Annotated in this window: 21 protein-coding genes; 8 read left to right on the forward strand and 13 right to left on the reverse strand. The window is 65.9% G+C overall.

Going from position 1 to position 18,018, the window contains the following annotated elements; genetic code table 11:
• Nucleotides 1–55: 55 nt before the first annotated feature.
• The 3 genes from ACT7DK_RS18960 to ACT7DK_RS18970 all read right to left on the reverse strand — a co-directional run bounded on the left by ACT7DK_RS18960 (nucleotide 56) and on the right by ACT7DK_RS18970 (nucleotide 1,936).
• Nucleotides 56–772 carry a YebC/PmpR family DNA-binding transcriptional regulator gene (locus ACT7DK_RS18960; RefSeq protein ID WP_445401904.1) on the reverse strand — a complete coding sequence of 239 codons (717 nt, stop codon included), beginning with the start codon at nucleotides 770–772 and terminating at the stop codon, nucleotides 56–58.
• Between the two features lie 104 nt (nucleotides 773–876).
• The gene (locus ACT7DK_RS18965) at nucleotides 877–1,599 is read right to left on the reverse strand and encodes a ferredoxin--NADP reductase (protein ID WP_445401906.1); all 723 of its coding nucleotides are present in this window, start codon (nucleotides 1,597–1,599) and stop codon (nucleotides 877–879) included.
• 19 nt (nucleotides 1,600–1,618) lie between these two features.
• Entirely contained in the window at nucleotides 1,619–1,936 is a 318-nt protein-coding gene (locus ACT7DK_RS18970) for a hypothetical protein (protein ID WP_445401908.1), read from the reverse strand.
• Between the two features lie 125 nt (nucleotides 1,937–2,061).
• Between ACT7DK_RS18970 and ACT7DK_RS18975 the strand changes: the two genes are divergently transcribed.
• Complete coding sequence (locus ACT7DK_RS18975; RefSeq protein ID WP_445401910.1) at nucleotides 2,062–2,514, forward strand: GFA family protein; 453 nt, start codon at nucleotides 2,062–2,064, stop codon at nucleotides 2,512–2,514.
• 5 nt (nucleotides 2,515–2,519) lie between these two features.
• On the opposite strand, the gene bioH is transcribed toward ACT7DK_RS18975, so the two are convergent.
• Entirely contained in the window at nucleotides 2,520–3,299 is a 780-nt protein-coding gene (gene bioH / locus ACT7DK_RS18980; protein ID WP_445401912.1) for a pimeloyl-ACP methyl ester esterase BioH, read from the reverse strand.
• 28 nt (nucleotides 3,300–3,327) lie between these two features.
• On the opposite strand from bioH, the gene ACT7DK_RS18985 reads away from it, so the two are divergent.
• Together ACT7DK_RS18985 and nfuA are read left to right on the forward strand one after the other, a co-directional pair.
• Entirely contained in the window at nucleotides 3,328–4,023 is a 696-nt protein-coding gene (locus ACT7DK_RS18985) for a phosphoribosyltransferase family protein (RefSeq protein WP_445401914.1), read from the forward strand.
• A 71-nt stretch (nucleotides 4,024–4,094) separates the two neighbouring features.
• Nucleotides 4,095–4,673 carry an NfuA family Fe-S biogenesis protein gene (gene nfuA / locus ACT7DK_RS18990; protein WP_445401916.1) on the forward strand — a complete coding sequence of 193 codons (579 nt, stop codon included), beginning with the start codon at nucleotides 4,095–4,097 and terminating at the stop codon, nucleotides 4,671–4,673.
• 244 nt (nucleotides 4,674–4,917) lie between these two features.
• On the opposite strand, the gene gpsA is transcribed toward nfuA, so the two are convergent.
• From gpsA to ACT7DK_RS19005, 3 genes are read right to left on the reverse strand one after another with little or no spacing between them, the layout of a single operon-like run.
• Nucleotides 4,918–5,922, reverse strand: a complete 1,005-nt coding sequence (gene gpsA / locus ACT7DK_RS18995) for an NAD(P)H-dependent glycerol-3-phosphate dehydrogenase (RefSeq protein WP_445401918.1) — start codon at nucleotides 5,920–5,922, stop codon at nucleotides 4,918–4,920.
• Nucleotides 5,922–6,401 (reverse strand): protein-export chaperone SecB, encoded by a 480-nt coding sequence (gene secB, locus ACT7DK_RS19000; protein ID WP_445401920.1) that lies wholly within the window; start codon nucleotides 6,399–6,401, stop codon nucleotides 5,922–5,924. The genes gpsA and secB overlap by 1 nt, the downstream gene beginning before the upstream one ends.
• A 33-nt stretch (nucleotides 6,402–6,434) precedes the next feature.
• Nucleotides 6,435–6,863 carry a rhodanese-like domain-containing protein gene (locus ACT7DK_RS19005; protein WP_445401922.1) on the reverse strand — a complete coding sequence of 143 codons (429 nt, stop codon included), beginning with the start codon at nucleotides 6,861–6,863 and terminating at the stop codon, nucleotides 6,435–6,437.
• 228 nt (nucleotides 6,864–7,091) lie between these two features.
• Between ACT7DK_RS19005 and gpmM the strand changes: the two genes are divergently transcribed.
• Nucleotides 7,092–8,624, forward strand: coding sequence for a 2,3-bisphosphoglycerate-independent phosphoglycerate mutase (gene gpmM, locus ACT7DK_RS19010; RefSeq protein ID WP_445401924.1), 1,533 nt, complete (start codon nucleotides 7,092–7,094; stop codon nucleotides 8,622–8,624).
• Between the two features lie 37 nt (nucleotides 8,625–8,661).
• On the forward strand, nucleotides 8,662–9,891 hold the full coding sequence (gene envC, locus ACT7DK_RS19015) for a murein hydrolase activator EnvC (RefSeq protein WP_445401926.1): 1,230 nt from the start codon (nucleotides 8,662–8,664) through the stop codon (nucleotides 9,889–9,891).
• Here the strand turns inward: envC and ACT7DK_RS19020 are convergent.
• Together ACT7DK_RS19020 and ACT7DK_RS19025 are read right to left on the reverse strand one after the other, a co-directional pair.
• Nucleotides 9,877–10,128 carry a YkgJ family cysteine cluster protein gene (locus ACT7DK_RS19020; RefSeq protein WP_445401928.1) on the reverse strand — a complete coding sequence of 84 codons (252 nt, stop codon included), beginning with the start codon at nucleotides 10,126–10,128 and terminating at the stop codon, nucleotides 9,877–9,879. The two genes, envC and ACT7DK_RS19020, sit on opposite strands and share 15 nt — an antisense overlap.
• Nucleotides 10,129–10,179: 51 nt before the next feature.
• Nucleotides 10,180–10,743 (reverse strand): gamma-glutamylcyclotransferase, encoded by a 564-nt coding sequence (locus ACT7DK_RS19025; RefSeq protein ID WP_445401930.1) that lies wholly within the window; start codon nucleotides 10,741–10,743, stop codon nucleotides 10,180–10,182.
• 126 nt (nucleotides 10,744–10,869) lie between these two features.
• On the opposite strand from ACT7DK_RS19025, the gene ACT7DK_RS19030 reads away from it, so the two are divergent.
• Both ACT7DK_RS19030 and ACT7DK_RS19035 read left to right on the forward strand, forming a co-directional pair.
• Nucleotides 10,870–11,247 (forward strand): acetyl-CoA sensor PanZ family protein, encoded by a 378-nt coding sequence (locus tag ACT7DK_RS19030; protein ID WP_445401932.1) that lies wholly within the window; start codon nucleotides 10,870–10,872, stop codon nucleotides 11,245–11,247.
• Nucleotides 11,248–11,579: 332 nt separating this feature from the next.
• A complete protein-coding gene (locus ACT7DK_RS19035) occupies nucleotides 11,580–12,956 on the forward strand; it encodes a class II fumarate hydratase (protein ID WP_445401934.1) in 1,377 nt (458 codons plus the stop codon).
• 66 nt (nucleotides 12,957–13,022) lie between these two features.
• Here ACT7DK_RS19035 and ACT7DK_RS19040 read toward each other — a convergent pair whose 3' ends face one another.
• The 4 genes from ACT7DK_RS19040 to phnW form a co-directional block, all read right to left on the reverse strand.
• On the reverse strand, nucleotides 13,023–14,033 hold the full coding sequence (locus ACT7DK_RS19040) for a putative 2-aminoethylphosphonate ABC transporter substrate-binding protein (protein WP_445401936.1): 1,011 nt from the start codon (nucleotides 14,031–14,033) through the stop codon (nucleotides 13,023–13,025).
• A 178-nt stretch (nucleotides 14,034–14,211) separates the two neighbouring features.
• Nucleotides 14,212–15,108: a hypothetical protein gene (locus ACT7DK_RS19045; RefSeq protein WP_445401938.1), complete on the reverse strand. Its 897-nt coding sequence runs from the start codon at nucleotides 15,106–15,108 to the stop codon at nucleotides 14,212–14,214.
• On the reverse strand, nucleotides 15,108–15,938 hold the full coding sequence (gene phnX / locus ACT7DK_RS19050) for a phosphonoacetaldehyde hydrolase (protein ID WP_445401940.1): 831 nt from the start codon (nucleotides 15,936–15,938) through the stop codon (nucleotides 15,108–15,110). Before phnX ends, ACT7DK_RS19045 begins: the two co-directional genes overlap by 1 nt.
• A gap of 14 nt (nucleotides 15,939–15,952) precedes the next feature.
• Nucleotides 15,953–17,071: a 2-aminoethylphosphonate--pyruvate transaminase gene (gene phnW, locus ACT7DK_RS19055; protein ID WP_445402410.1), complete on the reverse strand. Its 1,119-nt coding sequence runs from the start codon at nucleotides 17,069–17,071 to the stop codon at nucleotides 15,953–15,955.
• 191 nt (nucleotides 17,072–17,262) lie between these two features.
• Between phnW and ACT7DK_RS19060 the strand changes: the two genes are divergently transcribed.
• Nucleotides 17,263–17,964: a UTRA domain-containing protein gene (locus tag ACT7DK_RS19060; RefSeq protein WP_106730321.1), complete on the forward strand. Its 702-nt coding sequence runs from the start codon at nucleotides 17,263–17,265 to the stop codon at nucleotides 17,962–17,964.
• Nucleotides 17,965–18,018: the final 54 nt, after the last annotated feature.

Genomic DNA, 18,018 nt, shown 5'->3' on the forward strand with positions numbered 1-18,018 from the left:
AACCCTCCGTGGGGAGGGTCTGTCGACACAGGGGCCACATGCCGGCCCCCTGGGATCAGTACTCGGCGTTGTGGTAGACGTTCTGCACGTCGTCCACGTCGTTGAGCATGTCGAGGAAACGCTCGAGCTGGGCCACGTCGTCGCCGCTGACCGGGGTCGTGGTCTGGGGCACGAACTGGATGGCGTCCACCTCGAAGTCGATGCCCTCGAAGGCCTCGGTCAGCGCCTGCTTGGCCTTGAAGTACTCGGTATGGGGCGCGAACACGGTGATGCGGCCGTCTTCATTCTCGATGTCGGTCACGTCCACATCGGCCTCCATCAGGGCCTCCAGCACGGCTTCCTCGTCGTCGCCCGCAAAGGCCAGGATGGCGCAGTGATCGAACATGTGGCTGACGGTGCCGGAGGTACCCAGCTTGGCCTTGACCCGGTTGAAGCACTGGCGCACATCGCCGATGGTCCTGTTGGGGTTGTCGGTCAGGCAGTCGACGATCACCATGCAGTTGCCCGGGCCGAAGCCCTCGTAACGGGCGGGAGAAAAGTCCTCGCCGGCACCGCTGGTGGCCTTTTGCAGGGCCTTTTCAATCACGTGGCTCGGCACCTGATCTTTCTTGGCGCGCTCGATCAGGCCGCGCAGGGACAGGTTGCCGTCAGGGTCTGCCCCACCTGACTTGGCGGTAACGTAGATCTCGCGGCCGTATTTGCTGTAGACCTTGCTCTTGGCGTTCGCCGTTTTGGCGATGGATTCCTTGCGGTTTTGATAGGCTCTGCCCATGGGATCGTCTCAATTGCTCATCGGAAGAGCGCGAATTTTACACACAGAGCAGCGGCAGATCTATTTTCCTGGCACTTCGTAACAGATTTTCGCGGCCCGGGCCGCTAATAACCGGCGAATTCCTCGGTGCGCACCCGCTCTTCGGCCACCCCGAGCCGGCCCAGCATGGCCTTCATCGCCGCCACCAGGGCCGGCGGGCCGTCCACAAAATAGAGCGGCGCCTGCACCTCATCCAGGTAGCGCGCCAGCATGGCCTCGTCCACGTGGCCCCGCTCGCCCTGCCAGCCGGTTGCCGCGGGCTCCGCCCGGGTCATGGTCGCCACCAGGGTGCAGCGGGCGTCGTCCGCGCAGGCCTGCTGCAGCTCCTCGAGGAAAGGGGCGTCCTGCGGCTGGCGGTTGGCGTAGAACAGCACCAGGCGCCGTTCCTCCTGCTCCGCCAGGGCCTGCAGCAGCATGCTGCGCACCGGGGTGATACCGATGCCGCCGGTAATGAACACCACGGGCGTGCGGGGATCAGACGGCAGCACGAAGTCGCCGTAGGGGCCTTTCAGGGTCAGTTCGGTGCCGGGAGCCAAACCGCTCAGCACCCGCTTGAAGGCGCTGCCGCGGATCCGGGTGGCCACCATCAGCTCCGCCTCGGCGGGCGCCGACGCCAGGGACAGGATACGGCCGCTGCCCTCCCCGTCGGTTTCCGGCGGATCGATCAACACCAGCCGGATGCACTGCCCGGCCCGGAAGGCGAACTCCCCGGGCTTGTCGAAATAGAAGGCCAGGGTCCGATCGGCCACCTGCTGTTTGCGTTTGAGGATCACTGAGTAACTGGCCATGGCGACGACCTCCGGGAGATCAGACTTCGATATCCAGGGCGATACCGGCGCTTTCGCCCCGGCTGTGGTAACGCCGGCTGATCGCATCGAGCCGGCGGCTCATGGCGGGACTGGCGCCAATCCAGCAGACGCCCTGGTGCAGGCTCAGCCAGGCTTCGAAGGCCGCTTCCCGCCGGTGGCGATCCCTGTCCTTGTCCCGCTTGCGGATGGGTACGTAGGGCTGCACCGCCTTGATCACCGGGATCACCGGGCGGCGGACGTTGTCGGCCCGGGCCGCCTCCGTGGTGGGCTGGGCCAGATTGGGGGCCAGGTTGGGCAAAATCACCGGTATTGCCATCACTACCTCCATCGCCGCTGTCAGCCTTCTTATTATGGCCCCTGATGGTGGCCCTTGCCGCCCGATTTCATATCCAGGGGCGCCGGCGCCTACACTTAGCCACATCCATCACGGGGAGAAACGACATGTATACCGAACTGGAAGGCGGCTGCCTCTGCGGCGGCCTGCGTTACCGGATCACCCAGGCCCCCATCGATGCCGGCTATTGCCACTGCCGACTCTGCCAGCGCGCCAGCGGCGCGCCCGTCGTGGCCTGGTTGACGGTCGCGATCGCCGGTTTCGACTACCGCCGGGGGACGCCGGCGGCGTTCTACTCCAGCCCCCACAGTCAGCGGGAGTTTTGCCCCCGCTGCGGCACCCAGCTGGCCTTTCGCCGGCGCCAGGACGCCAGGACGGTGGACGTGACCCTGGCCAGCCTGGACCATCCCTACCGGCTCGCTCCCCAATACCATATCTGGCGGCAAAGCCGCATCGACTGGTTCGAGACCGCGGACAGCCTGCCCCGCTATGAGGACGCCGGCCCGGACAGCCACGAGCACAGTCTCACCGGGCCTGACAGCCCTGCCCCAAGCGGGTAGCGCCGTCAGACGCCTCGGTTCAGCTCGTGCAGGAAACGGCGGATCCGCTCGGCGGTGGCGTCGGGATGGGAAATAAAGGGCGCGTGGGAGGCCTTGGGCTCGATATGGCTCAGGCTGTCGGGCACCAGCTCGTCCACCAGGGCTGCGGCCTTTTTCGGCACCAGGCCGTCGAGCCGGCCGTAGAGCCGCAGCAGCGGCACCCGCAGCTCGGCCAGTCTCGACCGCAGATCCACCTCGGCCAGCAGGGCCAGGCCGGCAGCCAGGGCGCCGGCGTCGGGGGCCGGTTTTTGTCCCAGGCTGTCGCGCAGGCGGCGGATATCGTCCCGGGCGTGCTCGCTGCCCATGGCCTGCAGGGCCAGGAAGCGGTTCACCACCTGCAGGTGATCCTCCGCCAGTTGCCGCTCGAATTCCGCCAGCACCCCGGCCTTGATGCCGGGCCAGTCGTCCCCGGCCACAAAGCGGGGCGAACTGGCGAGGGTGATGAGGCCGCCGACCCGCTCGGGCTGCTGCAGGGCGGCATGGGTAGCGACCAGCCCCCCCAGGGACCAGCCCAGCCAGGCCGCCCGGGCCGGTGCCGCGCCGAGCACGGCCCCGGTCCAGTCGTCCAGCCCCGCCGAAGCCGGCAGCGCCGGGCTGTGGCCGAATCCCGGCAGGTCCACCAGATGCAGCCGGAAGTCGCCCTCCAGCAGCTCGGCCAGCCCTTGCCAGACGGCGCCGTTCATGCCCCAGCCGTGCAGCAGCACCAGATCCGGTCCTCGCCCCCGTCGTTCTACATATACACTCATCACAGACACCCGTTATCGATAGCGCCCCATGATAAGACGTCTGACCGCCCGCGTACAATCCGGCCCGCTGTGGTGGGGGCAGTGCCTGCTGTGCCGGCAGAACTGCACCGGGCAGCCCCTGATCTGCCGCCAATGCCGCGACGAATTGCCCCGCCTGGAGCGTCCCTGCCCGCTCTGCGCCTTTCCGCTGGCGGTGGAGGACGCCCACTGCGGCCGTTGCCAGCGCCGGCCGCCGCCCTGGCAGCGACTACGGGTGCTGGCCGACTTCACCGCCCCCTACAGCCGATTGGTCCACGACCTCAAGTATCACCGCCGGGCGCTCAACGGTCGCCTGCTGGGCCAGTTGCTGGCCGACGCCACCGAGCCGCCCTGGCCCGAGGCGATATTGCCGGTGCCCCTGCACTGGTGGCGCCAGCTGCGCCGGGGCTACAACCAGGCGGAGGAAATCGCCCGAGGCCTGGCGGACAGGCTCGCCATCCCCGTCGACAACCGGGTCCTGCACCGGGTGCGCGCCACCACCTCCCAGACCCACCTCAATCGCCGCCAGCGCCGGCGCAACCTGCGCGGCGCCTTCAGCCTGTCCCCCCTCGCCTATCGCCATGTGGCACTGCTCGACGATGTCATCACCACGGGCACCACCATGGCGGAGCTGACCCGGCTGCTGCACGCCGCCGGGGTGGAGCGGGTCGAGGTGTGGGCGCCATGCCGCACTCTCGAGCACTGACGGCTATTCAAGCGCCAACAACAAGGGTATGATAAAAGTTGAGTTGTTTAGTCAGGTTTACGAGGATAGCGATGATTACGATTTCCGAGACCGCCCAGGGCCACTTCCGCAAACTGCTGTCGCAACAGCCGGAAGGCACCAATATCCGGGTGTTTGTGGTCAACCCGGGCACCCCCAATGCCGAGTGCGGTGTCTCCTATTGCCCGCCCGACGCCGTGGATCCGGACGATATGCACCTGCCGTTCGAGGGCTTCGACGCCATCGTTGATCAACAAAGCGCGCCCTTCCTGGACGCGGCCGAAATCGACTTCGTCAGCGACCAGATGGGTTCCCAGCTGACCCTGAAGGCGCCCAACGCCAAGATGGCCAAGGTGCCGGAAGACGCTCCCCTGGCCGATAGGGTCGAGTACGTGCTGCAGTCCCAGATCAACCCCGGCCTGGCCAGCCACGGCGGCAAGGTGGTGCTGACCGAAATCACCCCGGACGGCCTGGCCATACTGCAGTTCGGCGGCGGCTGCAACGGCTGTTCCATGGTCGACGTCACCCTGAAGGAAGGCATAGAGAAGCAGCTGCTCGAGCTGTTCCCGGGCGAACTGACCGGGGTACGCGACGCCACCGAACACGAGCGCGGCGAGCATTCCTACTACTGAGCCGCCGGCCGCAATCAATTCAAAGGGGAGCCTCGATGGCTCCCCTTTTATTTGTCGATAAGGCCTGATGATCTCGGCAAGACCGGCCAAAGGGCCAACTCCGCCGACACGCCGCAAGTACATCCATGTAGGCTCGCACATGCCGTCCATGGCATGTGACGGTCGGCGGAGTCGTTCCCTTTGCCCACCTGTCTTGGCATCGACGTCGCCCGTGGGAAGCAGTCAGCTTCCTGCTCAAGCGGCGTTATTCCACCTTGCGATCCCGGCTCAGCAGGGCCAGGGCCGCTTCCTTGGCGTTCTTGCCTTCATAGAGCACCTGGTAGACCTGCTCGCAGATGGGCATTTCCACCCCGTGGCGGGCGGCCAGCTGGTGCACCTCGGCGGCGTTGCGGTAGCCTTCCACCACCTGGCCGATGTCGGCCATGGCGGTGTCCACGCTCTTGCCCTGGCCCAGGGCCAGGCCGAAGCGGCGGTTGCGGGACTGGTTGTCGGTGCAGGTGAGCACCAGATCCCCCAGCCCCGCCATCCCCATGAAGGTCTCCTGCTCGGCACCCAGGGCCACCCCCAGGCGCTGCAGCTCCACCAGGCCGCGGGTGATGAGCGCGGTACGGGCGTTGGCGCCGAAGCCCAGGCCGTCGGCCAGGCCGGCGCCGATGGCGATGACGTTCTTGACCGCCCCGCCCAGCTGCAGTCCCACCATGTCGTCGTTGAGATAGACCCGGAAGGAGCGGCCGCAGTGCAGCAGGTCCGCCAGCTCTCTGGCGAAGCCGGCGTCGGTGGAACCGAGGGAGATGGCGGTGGGCAGGCCCATGGCCAGCTCCTTGGCGAAGGTGGGGCCGGACAGCACCGCCAGCGGTATCCCCTCTCCCAGTATCTCCCGCGCCACCTGCTGCAACAGGTTGCCGCTGGCCGGATCCAGGCCCTTGGTGGCCCAGGCGATGCGGCTGTCGGGCCGCAGGAAGGGTTTGACCTGCCGGAGCAGATCCGCGAACACATGGCTCGGCACCACGATCAGCAGGTCGCGGCTGGCCCGCACCGCCCGCTCCAGGCTGGCTTCGGGCTCCAGGCTGGCGGGAAAGGGGGCATCGGGCAGGAACACCTTGTTGCAGCGATCGGCGGCCAGGGTCGCCGCCTGCTCGGGCCTGTGGCTCCACAGCAGGGTACGATGGCCGTTACGGGCCAGGGCGATGGCCAGTGCCGTACCATAGGAGCCGGCACCCAGAACCGAGATGGCGGCGTCCTGGGTCATCAGGCATCCGCCTGCTGTTGCTGCTGGGCACGCTGCACATGGGCGGCGAACAGGGCATCGAAGTTCACCGGCGCCAGGTTCAGCTGCGGGAAAGAGCCCTTGTTCACCAGGCTGGCCACGGTTTCACGGGCGTAGGGGAACAGGATATTGGGGCAGAAGGAACCCAGGCAGTGGGCCAGTTGCGGCTCGGCCATGTTGCCGATGGTGAAGACGCCGGCCTGCTGGATTTCGCACAGGTAGACGGTGTCCTCTTCCATCTTGCAGGTGACGGTCAGGGTCAGCACCACCTCAAACACGTTATCACCCAGGCGGGCGCTCTTGGTGTCCAGGTCCAGCTTGACCTCGGGCTTCCATTCCTTCTGGAACACCAGGGGGGTGCCCGGGGCCTCGAACGACATGTCTTTCAGATAGATGCGCTGGATCTGGAATTCAACCTGTTGCTGGGCCTGATTGGTGGCACCATTTGCTGCTTCAGCCATGAAGATATCCTTATAGTATGCTGTGTGAAGAAATTAACGTTTGGTCACCGGCAGGTTCTGGCTGCGCCAGTCCGCCATGCCGCCGCGCAGGGCGTACACCTGCTTGAAACCGGCCTTGGTCAGCACACGGCCGACGCCACTGGTGGTCATGCCGGTTTCGCACACCAGTACCAGGGGCTTGTCCTTGAACTTTTCGATCAGGTTCAGGTTGTTGGCCTTGAGCTGGCTGGCGGGCACGTTGATGGCGCCGGCGATATGGCCCTTGCGGAATTCCTCGGCGGCGCGGACGTCGACCACGGCGGCGTCCTGCTTGTTGATAAGCAGCACCGCCTGCTGGGAGGCCACCACCTGCACCTTGCTCAGCCTGGAGGCGACGGTCATGTATACCACCGCCGACGCCAGACCCAGCCAGGCCATGGTCAGCAAGGGATGATTGGCGGCAAAATCGAGATACTCTTGCATGCTGTTACTTCTTTCGGGTCAAAATGCGGAAAAGCCCGAGTATACATGGGGTATCAACAAATAACAGCAGCCCGGTCCCGATAGCGGCCATCGATAGGCGAGGCCTGCGCCGCTCATCGGAAATACCCCTGGCCTGCACCTGGTGACTAAATCGGCAATTGTAGTAATATGACAGACAGTTTCAGCTTTCTTAACTTTTACTTCCAAATAACAACATAGGGTTACACTATGAACTCGACCAAAAAGCCCCTGGTTTTGATCATCCTCGACGGCTGGGGTTACAGCGAAAAGACCGAACACAACGCCATCCACAGCGCCCGCACCCCGGTGATGGACGACCTGATGAAAAACCGTCCCTCGGTGCTGATCTCCACCTCCGGGCACGACGTCGGCCTGCCCGACGGCCAGATGGGCAACTCCGAAGTGGGCCACGTCAACATCGGCGCCGGCCGCATCGTCTACCAGGATCTGACCCGTATCGACAAGGCCATCGCCGACGGCGACTTCTTCACCAACCCGGTGCTGACCCAGGCGGTGGACGCTGCCAAGGCCAAAGGCCGGGCGGTGCACATCATGGGCCTGCTGTCACCGGGCGGCGTACACAGCCACGAAGACCAGATCGCGGCCATGATCAAGCTGGCCGCCGAACGCGGGGCCGATGAAATTTACTTACACGGCTTCCTCGACGGCCGCGACGTGGCTCCCCGCTCCGCGCAAGGCTCCATCGAACGCTTCGAGGCCCTCTTCGCCGAACTGGGCAAGGGCCGCCTGGCCTCCCTCGTCGGCCGCTACTTCGCCATGGACCGCGACAACCGCTGGGATCGGGTGCAGAGCGCCTACGACCTGCTGACCCAGGGCAAGGCCGAGTTCCAGTATGCTTCCGGCGTGGACGCCCTGCAGGCCGCCTATGCCCGGGAAGAGAACGACGAGTTCGTCAAGGCCACCGTGGTGGGCGAGCCGGTCGCCATGCAGGACGGCGACGCCGTCATCTTCATGAACTTCCGCGCCGACCGTGCCCGTGAAATCACCCGCGCCTTCGTGGATGAGGACTTCACCGGCTTCGAGCGCGACGCCCGCCCCGCCCTGAGCGACTTCGTGATGCTCACCGAGTACGCCGCCGACATCCGCACCAGCTGCGCCTACCCGCCCGAGCAACTGGTCAACACCCTGGGCGAGTGGCTGGCCAAGCACGACAAGACCCAGCTGCGTATTTCCGAAACCGAGAAATACGCCCACGTTACCTTCTTCTTCAACGGCGGCATCGAAGACTGCTTCCCGGGCGAGAAGCGCACGCTTATCCCGAGCCCCAAGGTCGCCACCTACGACCTGCAGCCGGAGATGAACTCCGAGCAGCTCACCGACAAGCTGGTCGAAGCCATCGAAAGCCGGGAGTTCGACGTCATCATCTGTAACTACCCCAACGGCGACATGGTCGGCCACACCGGGGTGTTCGAGGCGGCGGTCAAGGCCTGCGAAGCGGTGGACAGCTCCATCGGCCGGGTGGTCACCGCCCTGGAGAAGGTGGGGGGCGAATGCCTGATCACCGCCGACCACGGTAACGCCGAGCAGATGGTCAACCCCGAGACCGGCGAGATCCACACCGCCCACACCAACCTGCCGGTGCCGCTGATCTACGTCGGTCGCGACGCCACCCCGGTGGAAGGCGGCAAGCTGTCGGATCTGGCCCCCACCATGCTGACCCTGATGGGCATGCAAATCCCCGAGCAAATGACTGGCAAGCCTCTGATGGTTCTGAAATAATCAGGGCCCTATGGGCTTGCACAGACTGATTGTTTCAATGTTGCTTAGCACCGGCCTGATGGCCGGTGCTTTCGCTTGGGCGGACGACGGCGCCGAACTCAAGAAGGTGCAGGGGCAGATCGCCAGCCAGCGGCAGGATGTCCGGCAGCAGCAAAAACAGCTGAAGGAGCTGCAGCAGCAGCTCGCCAGGGACGAAAAGGCCATCTCCGCCATGGCGCGGGAGCTGAACCAGACCCGCAACCGGCTGACCGAACTCGAGGTCACGCTGGCCCGCCTGGACCGGGAGCACGGGGAGCTCAACCGGCAGTCCGAACGCCAGCAACGGCTGCTGGCGGAGCAGCTCAGGGCCGCCTACCAGAACGGCCGTCACGATTACCTCAAGTTGCTGCTGAACGGCCAGGACAGCACCGACATCGATCGGCTGCTGCATTACTACGCCCATCTCAACCTGGTCCGGGCCGATGCCCTCAAGGAGCTGGCCCACACCCGGGAGCAGCTGGCCGACAACCGCCGCCAGGCGGAGCAGAGCCGCAACCAGCTCAACCAGCTGCTGACCCGGCAGCAGGGCGAGCAGCAGAAACTCGAGGCGCAGCAGGCCAAGCGCAACGACACCGCCCAAAAGCTCAACGCCAACCTGGCGCAGGGCAACCAGCGTCTGACCAGCCTGCAGCAGGCCGCCAATCAGCTGGAGCAGCAGATCAAGGCCGCCCAGGAAAGGGCGGCCCGCGAACAGGCCGCCCGGGAAAAGGCGGAACGGGAGCGGCTGGAACGTGAACGTCTGGCCCGGGAGCGGGCCGAGCGGGAACAGGCGGCGGGGCGGCAGAGTGGCGGCTCGGGGCGTACGCCAGTGGTGGCGCCCGCCACCGGCAGCTTCGGCGGCCTGGCCAAGGGCAGTCTGCCCTGGCCGCTGCAGGGCCAGTTGCTGCACCGCTTCGGTTCACGCCGCACCGGCGAGCTGACCTGGAAGGGCCTGTTGATCGGGGGCCGGCCGGGGCAGGAAGTCAGGGCGGTGGCCAACGGCCAGGTGGTGTACGCCGACTGGCTCAACGGCTTCGGCATGGTGATGGTGATCGACCACGGCAAGGGCTACCTGAGCCTCTACGGTCACAACCAGTCCCTGCTCAGGGGGCCGGGCGACAAGGTCAGCGCCGGCCAGGCCATCGCCCTCAGCGGCGAAAGCGGTGGCCAGAGCCAGCCCGGGCTCTATTTCGAGATCCGCTACCAGGGCCAGGCCATAGACCCCCAGTCCTGGCTAGCGCGTCGCTGATTCCAGCTCGGCCAGCAGCCACAGCGCCTGCTCGCGGCTGTTGCCGCACACGTCCTCGGCGGCCTGGAAGCGATCGCACACCGGCGGTCGCTCCGGCTTGCCGAACAGGCCGCAGCGCCTGTCTCCCAGCAGGTGGATGCAGGCCTCGCCGGCGGCCTTGCCCTTCGGCATGCCCGGTATGGGCCCGCTGATACTGGGAGCGATGCAACAGGCACCGCAACCGCTTCGACATTCCATAGCACACCTCGCCAGTTAAGACGGCCAGTATAACCTGTTCCCGTCGCCGGTTCAGGCCAATTCGGGCAGGGCCGCCGCCAGCGCATCGATATGGGGATCGACCACGCCCAGCTCTTCCAGGGCCCGGGCCAGGTTGAGCAGGTAGTCCCGGTTGCTGCCGCTCGGCCCGCGGGCCCTGGCGATCTGGTCGGCCATGACCGCGAGCGGCGCCTCGCCCAGAAAGGCGGCATTGTCGGCGGCAGCCAGGTAGATCAGCCCCTCCACCACCCCATCCCCGGCCAGGTGCAACTCGAGCCGCTCCCGCAGGTAGCCGTTCTTTTCGCGCAGATCCAGGGCACCCAGGGTGTCGGGCCGGATGCGGTAGGCCATGCCGTGGCAGATCGCCCCCGGCTCCCGCACCAGGGTCGCCACCCGCCCGGGCGCCTCGGGCGTGCCCCGGTGATCGTGGGAGCCCTGCCAAAACCGGCGGGCCCAGCCGGTGATCCAGGCCGGTCGTCGTTCCAGGAAGGGAAAATCCGCCTTCCAGATCAACGAGCCGTAGCCGAACAACCAGAAACTGTGGTGCCGGTCGAAGTGGGTCATGGTGCGGTTCAGGGCCGTGGTGTCGATACTCATGGGACGGCGGGGCCTCGCTCAAATTGCCTGCCGATATGATGCAGCGCCGCGCGGACGTTGTCGATGCTCGCCATGACCACCGGAGCCCGTGATAAACTGCCGCTTTTAAGCATAAGGAGGCCAGCCATGCGCCTGACCGTACACCGTCTTTCCCGGCTCCCCGAACAACACCGCCAGCACGTCGAGCTGATCCTGCAGGGAACGCCGCTGCCCGCACAGGCGGAGTTCTACCTCGCCACCTTCAACGACCGGGCGGTGGCCCTGGCCTGGCGCCGGGACGAGCGGCTCGATTTTTTTGCGGTGCGCGACCTGACCCGTCGCCGGGGCATAGGCCGGGAGTTGCTGCGCCAGATAACCATGGATGCCAGGGCGGCGGGCCTGACCCGGCTCGACTGCGATCCGGCACAGGCGCCGGCCGGGGAACGGGACGGCCTTGCCGCCTTTTTGCAGGACCAGGGCTTCCGGCCCCGGGAGGCGGTGCTAAGCTGTTGTCTGTATGAATAAAGGCTGGGACAGGCTGCCAAAAAGTCGTCAGTCAATATTGAGCAGGCGACTCCCGTGCAAAACAGGCGGACAAAGGGAACGGCTCCGTCGACCGGCACATGCCAGGGAAGGCATGTGCCGAGCGTCACAGGGATGTGCTTGAAGCGTGTCGACGGAGTTGGCCCTTTGGCCGACGGATAAGATGATAACAGACGGCTTTGCCAACAAACCGGGGAAGGCACCTGTCCCACTTCAGCCAGACCGAAAAAGGAAACTCCCCAGCCCAAAGGGAAATCAAAGAATAGCAGCACCTTGTTTTCGCAGCCCCAGGCCAACAACAGAAGGAAAGGGTAATGAAGATGAGAACCGAACGGGACTCCATGGGCGACATCCAGGTGCCCGCCGATGCCCTCTACGGCGCCCAGACCCAGCGCGCCATCAACAACTTCCCCATCTCCGGCCAGCCCATGCCCAGGGCCTTTATCCGGGCCGTCGCCAAGATCAAGGCGGCCTGCGCCCATGCCAACGGCCAGCTGAAGCGGCTGGAGCAGGACAAGGCCGACGCCATCATCCAGGCCGCCGAAGAGATCATCGCCGGCCGCCACGCCGATGCCTTTCCCATCGACGTCTACCAGACCGGCTCCGGCACCAGCACCAACATGAACGTCAACGAGGTACTGGCTCACCTGGCCACCGCCCGCCTGGGCCGGGATGTGGACGCCAACGACGACGTCAACATGGGGCAGAGCTCCAACGACGTCATCCCCTCCGCCATCCACGTCAGCGCCGCCCTCGCCCTCAGCCGCGAGCTGTTGCCCGGCCTGCACCAACTGGAGCAGGCCATCCTCACCAAGGCCGAACAGTTGCAGGATCAGGTGAAGACCGGCCGCACCCATCTGATGGACGCCATGCCGCTGCGCTTCGACCAGGAGCTGGGCGGCTGGGCCACCCAGGTGCGTCACGGCCGGGAGCGGCTGGAAGGACTGCAGAGCCGGCTGCAGCAACTGGCCCTGGGCGGCACCGCCATCGGCACCGGCATCAACGCCGATCCGCGCCAGGCCGAACTGGCCTGCGACTACCTCAACCACCATACCGGCCTCGACTTCTGTCCGGCGGACGACTACTTCTACAGCCTGAGCAGCCAGGACACGGCGGTGGAGCTGTCCGGCCAGCTCAAGACCCTGGCGGTGGCGCTGATGAAGATCGCCAACGACCTGCGTTGGATGAACTCGGGTCCGCTCACCGGCCTGGCCGAAATCCAGCTGCCGGCGCTGCAACCCGGCTCCTCCATCATGCCCGGCAAGGTCAACCCCGTGGTGCCCGAGGCGGTGGCCATGGTCGCAGCCCAGGTGATCGGGCTGGATGCCGCCATCACGGTGGCCGGCCAGTCCGGCAACTTCCAGCTCAACGTCATGCTGCCACTGGTGGCCAACAACCTGCTCACCATGACCCGGCTGCTGGCCAACAGCACCCCGCTGCTGGCCGACACCATCGCCGGCTTCACCGTCAACCAGACCCACATCGACCAGAGCCTGGCCAGGAACCCCATACTGGTGACCGCCCTGAATCCGGTGATCGGCTATGCCAGGGCCGCCGAGATCGCGAAAAAGGCCTACGCCGAAGGCAGGCCCATACTGGAGGTGGCGCTGGAGCACAGCGGCCTGCCGGAAGCGGAGCTGCGCCAACTGCTGGATCCGGCGGCGCTGACCAGGGGCAGCCGGCAGGACTAAAGGATCCAAACGGCCAGGGCCCGGCGAACACCGGGCCCTGGCGGGGTCATCTTGCGGAGAAGGCCTCTACCGGGCCTCGCTCTTGCCGTCGTAGCGCCGTTGCCACTCGGCCAGAATGGCGTCACGTTGCCCCGCCGCCCAGGCGAAGTCGTTTTCAATCATCACGTTAGCCGGCTCTTCCGGAAAATACTGCACCGGCCGGGCCACGCCCGGCAGGCCGATCACGGCAAAGCTTTGGTTATACAGCTCGTTGGCCTGGCGGCTGACGGCGAAGTCCATCAGCTTCTGGGCCGCTTCCTGCTGGTCGGTGCCCTTGACGATGGCCGCCGCTTCCATTTCCCAGCCCACACCCTCGGTGGGGAACACCAGCTCCAGGGGGGCGCCCTGCTGCTTGAGCTTGGCGCCGCGATAGGCCATGGAGATGCCGATGGCCGCCTCGCCCGCCGCCGCCTGCACGCAGGGCTTGGAGCCGGAGTGGGTGTAGTTGGCGATGTTCTGGTGCAGACCATCCATGTAGGCCCAGCCCTGTTCATCACCGAACTGCTGCAGCCAGGCCGACACATCGAGGAAACCGGTGCCGCTGGACGCCGGGTTCGGCATTACGATATGGCCCTGATATTCCGGTTTGGTCAGGTCCTGCCAGCTGGTGGGCTTGGACAGGCCGTGTTTCTCGGCTTCGATGGTGTTGTAGCAGATCACTCCCAGCCAGGCGTTCATGCCGACCCAGTGGGGCGTTTCACGAGCATCGCGGAATTCCGCAGACAACTGGTCCAGACCGACCGGCGCGTAGCCCGCCAGCATGTCCTGCTGGTCCATCAGCATCAGACTGGTGGCGGCCAGGCCCCAGACCGCATCGGCCTGGGGATTTTCCTTCTCCGCCAGCAGGCGGGCGGTGATGATGCCGGTGGAATCGCGTACCCAGCGAATGGCGATGTCCGGGTTCTTCTGTTCAAAGGCAACCTGATACGCCTTCAGCTGATCCAGCTCAAGGGCGGTGTAGACGGTCAGCTCGGTCTTGGCCTGGGCGCCGGCGGCGGCCAGGGTCAGCAGCACGGCCAGGGAGGTCTTCTTCGGCATGGTTCTCGCTCCAATTGGTATATACCAGAAAACAGACTTAGCTTAAAAGTGACGTATGACAGTCCGGTGACAGTTCCATGAAAAAACCGGGTCTTGACCCTCGGCTCGACCCCGGCCAAAAAGAAACGGCCGGGCAAGCCCGGCCGTATTCCATTTATTCCGTATTCACCATCCGGCCTCAGCCGGCCAGCGCCACCAGGGTCAGGCCCCCCAGGATCAGGGCCGCGCCGGGCAATTTGCCGCCCCGGTGCGACTCCCCCAGCCAGCAGATGCCGAGCAGCACCCCCAGGGGGATGCTGAGCTGACGCAAGGCCACCACATAGGACACCTGGCTGGCCAGGGCAAAAGCCCACAGCACCAGGCCGTAGGTCAGCCCCATCATGATGCCGGTGAGCATGGCCGGCCGTGCCGCACTGCGGGCGGTAGCCGCCAGGCCGGCGCGAAAGCGCGGCCACAGCAACAGCGGCAGCGAGGTGAACAGCACCGCCATCACCTGCAACCAGAGATAGTAGATAGCCAGGCTCTGCCGGCCGTGCAGCCCATCGAGCCCGTCCCGCAACAGGCCGATGGCGTGGGCGTCGATCAGGCTGTAGCCGCTGGTGCCAAGGGCCGCCAGCAGCGCCAGGGCGCAGCCCGGCGTCCAGTACAACCCCGGCCGCCAGTGACGCAGACTCAGCACCGGCAGCAGCAAACAGCCCGCCAGCACCAGTGCCATGCCGACCCCGGCCGCCGGCGAGATCACCTGGCCCAGGGCCAGGCCGCCCACCCCCACCAGCAGCATGGGCAGGGCCCGGGCCAGGGGATAGGCCAAACTCAGATCCCCCTGGCGGTAGGCCGCGGCCAGGGCCGCCATATACAGGTTCTGGCACAGACCACTGGCCAGCAACCAGCCCCAGAACGCCAGCCCCTGCTCCCGGCCCAGCATCCAGAGGCCAAAGGGCAACAGCAGCAGGCACTGGGTCAGGTTGGCCAGCCAGAAAAAGCCGTAGCCGGGGCTGACCCTCTTGCCGAGCAGGTTCCACAGCGCGTGCAGCGCCGCCGAGCTCAGTACCAGCAACAGGGCCAGCGGCGACATCAGGGACGCTCGCCCCGCGCCAGCCGGGCGTTGATGTCGTCGATCACCGCCGGCAGCTCGGCGATGGTGTCGATCACGTAATGGGCGCCGATGGCGGCGAGACGGCCATGGGCCCGCTCACGCAGCACCTGCTGCTGCGTCGGGCTTTGCGCCTGCCAGTCCGCCAGGGACAGGCCCACCTCGTTGCCCGACACCGCCAGCGCCACCGTCCACATGCCGGCGTTCAGGCCTTCCTCTATGCCCACACCGGTGTCGTCCACCTTGACGCAGGCCTGCACGGCGCTCGCTTCCAGGGCACAGGCCGCTCGCAGGCTCATCTCCGGCCAGGGCCGGCCGCGGCGCACGTCGCTGGCGGTGATCACCACCTCGGGGGTATAGCCCTGCTCGGCGGCGCGCTGCACCAGCTCGGTGATCATGTCACGGCTGTAGCCGGTGTTGGCACCCAGCCGAATGCCGCGACCGGTCAGCTCGCGGGCCACCTCGGCCATGCCCGGGATCAGCTCGGCGCTGTCGCGAATGGATTCAATCTGGATCTGCACAAAATCCTGGTAGAGGCGGTCGATGTCGGCCTCGCTGGCGGCGGCGCCGTGAACCTGGGTCCAGGCATCGGCGATGCGGGTCATGGCCAGCATCTGGCGAATGTGCTCCCGCTTTTCGCTGCCCATGGGGGCGCGGCACTCGGCCAGGGTCACCTCAATACCCTCGCCGGCGAACAGCCGCTGAAAGGCGCGGATCGGCGCCATGGAGCCGAAATCCACTGTGGTGCCGGCCCAATCCATGATCACCGCCTGCACTGAGCCGGTGTAACGACGTTCGAAACGATAGTTCATTGTGTAGTCCTCGATTACCAGTAAATGACGTTTTCGATGGCCGCCAGCAGGCCGGCCACATCCGCTTGGTACACTTCGCCTATGGTGCCGATGCGGAAACAGTCCACCGCCGACACCTTGCCCGGGTAAATCACGTAACCCTGCTCCTTGAGCCCGGTATAGAAACGCTTGAAGTCGTAGTCCGGGCTGGTGGGCGCCGCGAACACGGTGATGATGGGAGACTGCCAGTCCCGCGCCACCAGGGGCTCAAAACCCAGCCGTGCCATGCCGTCCACCAGGGTGCTCTGGTTGTCCGCGTAGCGGCGATGGCGGGCGGCCACACCCCCTTCCTGCTCCAGCTCGGTCAGCGCCTGGGCAAAGGCGCGCACCACGTGGGTCGGCGAGGTAAAGCGCCACTTGCCGCCCTGTTGCTCCATGCACTGCCACTGATCGAACAAGTCCAGGCTGACCGAGCGGGCCCGCCCCTCGCACTGCTCCATGGACGCTTCCCGCGCAATGATGAAGCAGAAGCCGGGCACGCCCTGAATGCATTTATTGGCGCTGGAGATCAGAAAGTCGATGGCCAGATCGCCCACGTCCATGGGCACGCCGCCGAAGGAACTCATGGCGTCCACGATCAGGGTCTTGCCCGCCGTCTTGGCCGCCTGGCACAGCTCGGCCAGGGGGTTGAGAATGCCGGTGGTGGTTTCACAGTGCACAAAGGCGACGTGGCTGATGGCGGGATCCGCCGCCAATGCCCGGGTCAGCAGCTCGGCGGACAGCGGCTCGGTATCGGCCACGTCCACGGTCGCCAGGCTCAGGCCCAGACAGCGGGCGATGTCGCCCATGCGGCGACCGTAGGCGCCGTTGCTCAGCACCAGCAGCTTGCCCTCGGCGGGAATCGCCGAGCCCAGTACCGACTCCACGCCGGCGGTGCCGCTGCCCTGCATCAGCACACTGGTATAGCCCGGCTGGGCGGTGGCCAGCCGGACCAGCTGGTGGCGGATGGGCTGCACCACGCCCTGGTTGTAGCTGTCGTCCCAGGTGCACCAGTCCTTCATCATGGCTTCCCGCACCGTGGCGGAGGTGGAGAGGGGACCCGGGGTCAGCAGCAGGTAAGGATTGTTCACGTTCACTCCTGGTATATACCAAATTTGGCAACACGATAGTCGGAGCCTGGCAACGGAGCAAGATACCTCCCCGCACTGCAACAAAAAATTCATCTGCCTCAGCCCTGTGCATCGCCTCGTGTAGGGGAGATAATGGCGCCAGATTTCAACGCTTTGAGAGTGGCCACCCCAGCGGCAACAAGTCCAACAGCTGGTGTAGGCCATAATGGAAGACCATGACCAAACCTCACTACCAGCAGATCAGCGACAGCATAGAGGCCCAGATCCGCAGCGGCGCCCTGCTCGCCAACACCAAGCTGCCCTCCGAGCGCCAGCTCAGCGACGCCTTTGCCACCACCCGCGTGACCCTGCGCGAGGCCCTGTCCCGGCTCGAAGGCAAGGGCCTGATCTACCGCGCCAACCGCCGTGGCTGGTACATCACCCCAGGCCGCATCAACTACAACCCGACCCAGCGCCTGCCGTTCAACGAAGTGGTGTCCAGCCAGGGCCGCCAGCCCGACACTCAAGTGCTGGCCCGTCAGCTGGCGCCGGCCGAGCCGGCGGTACACAAGGCGCTGGGACTGGCGCCTTTGATTCCCTTGCACCGGGTGCGCCGGCTGCGCACCATAGACGGCCACGCCGTACTGCTGGAAGAGAACCACCTGAACCCGACCCGCTTTCCCGGGCTGGAACGGCACGATCTGAGCCGCTCCCTGACCCGGCTGTTCGAGCAGGAATACGGCGTCGTCATCACCACCATGGAGCTCAACATGTACCCGGTGGCGCTGGATGAGGAACGGGCCCAGGCCCTGGGCGTGGCCACCGGGGCCGCCGCCCTCTTCATCAGCCGCCTGTCCCGGGATGCCGCCGGCGAGGTGGTCGAGCTGGACTGGGAATACTGGCGCCACGACGCGCTTAATATTCAGCTGTCGGTCTGAGCCGGAAACATCACTTTTTAAACAAAGTGTCACACCATCGTCATGTTGGATTTG

The organism is Zobellella sp. An-6, from assembly GCF_052487945.1.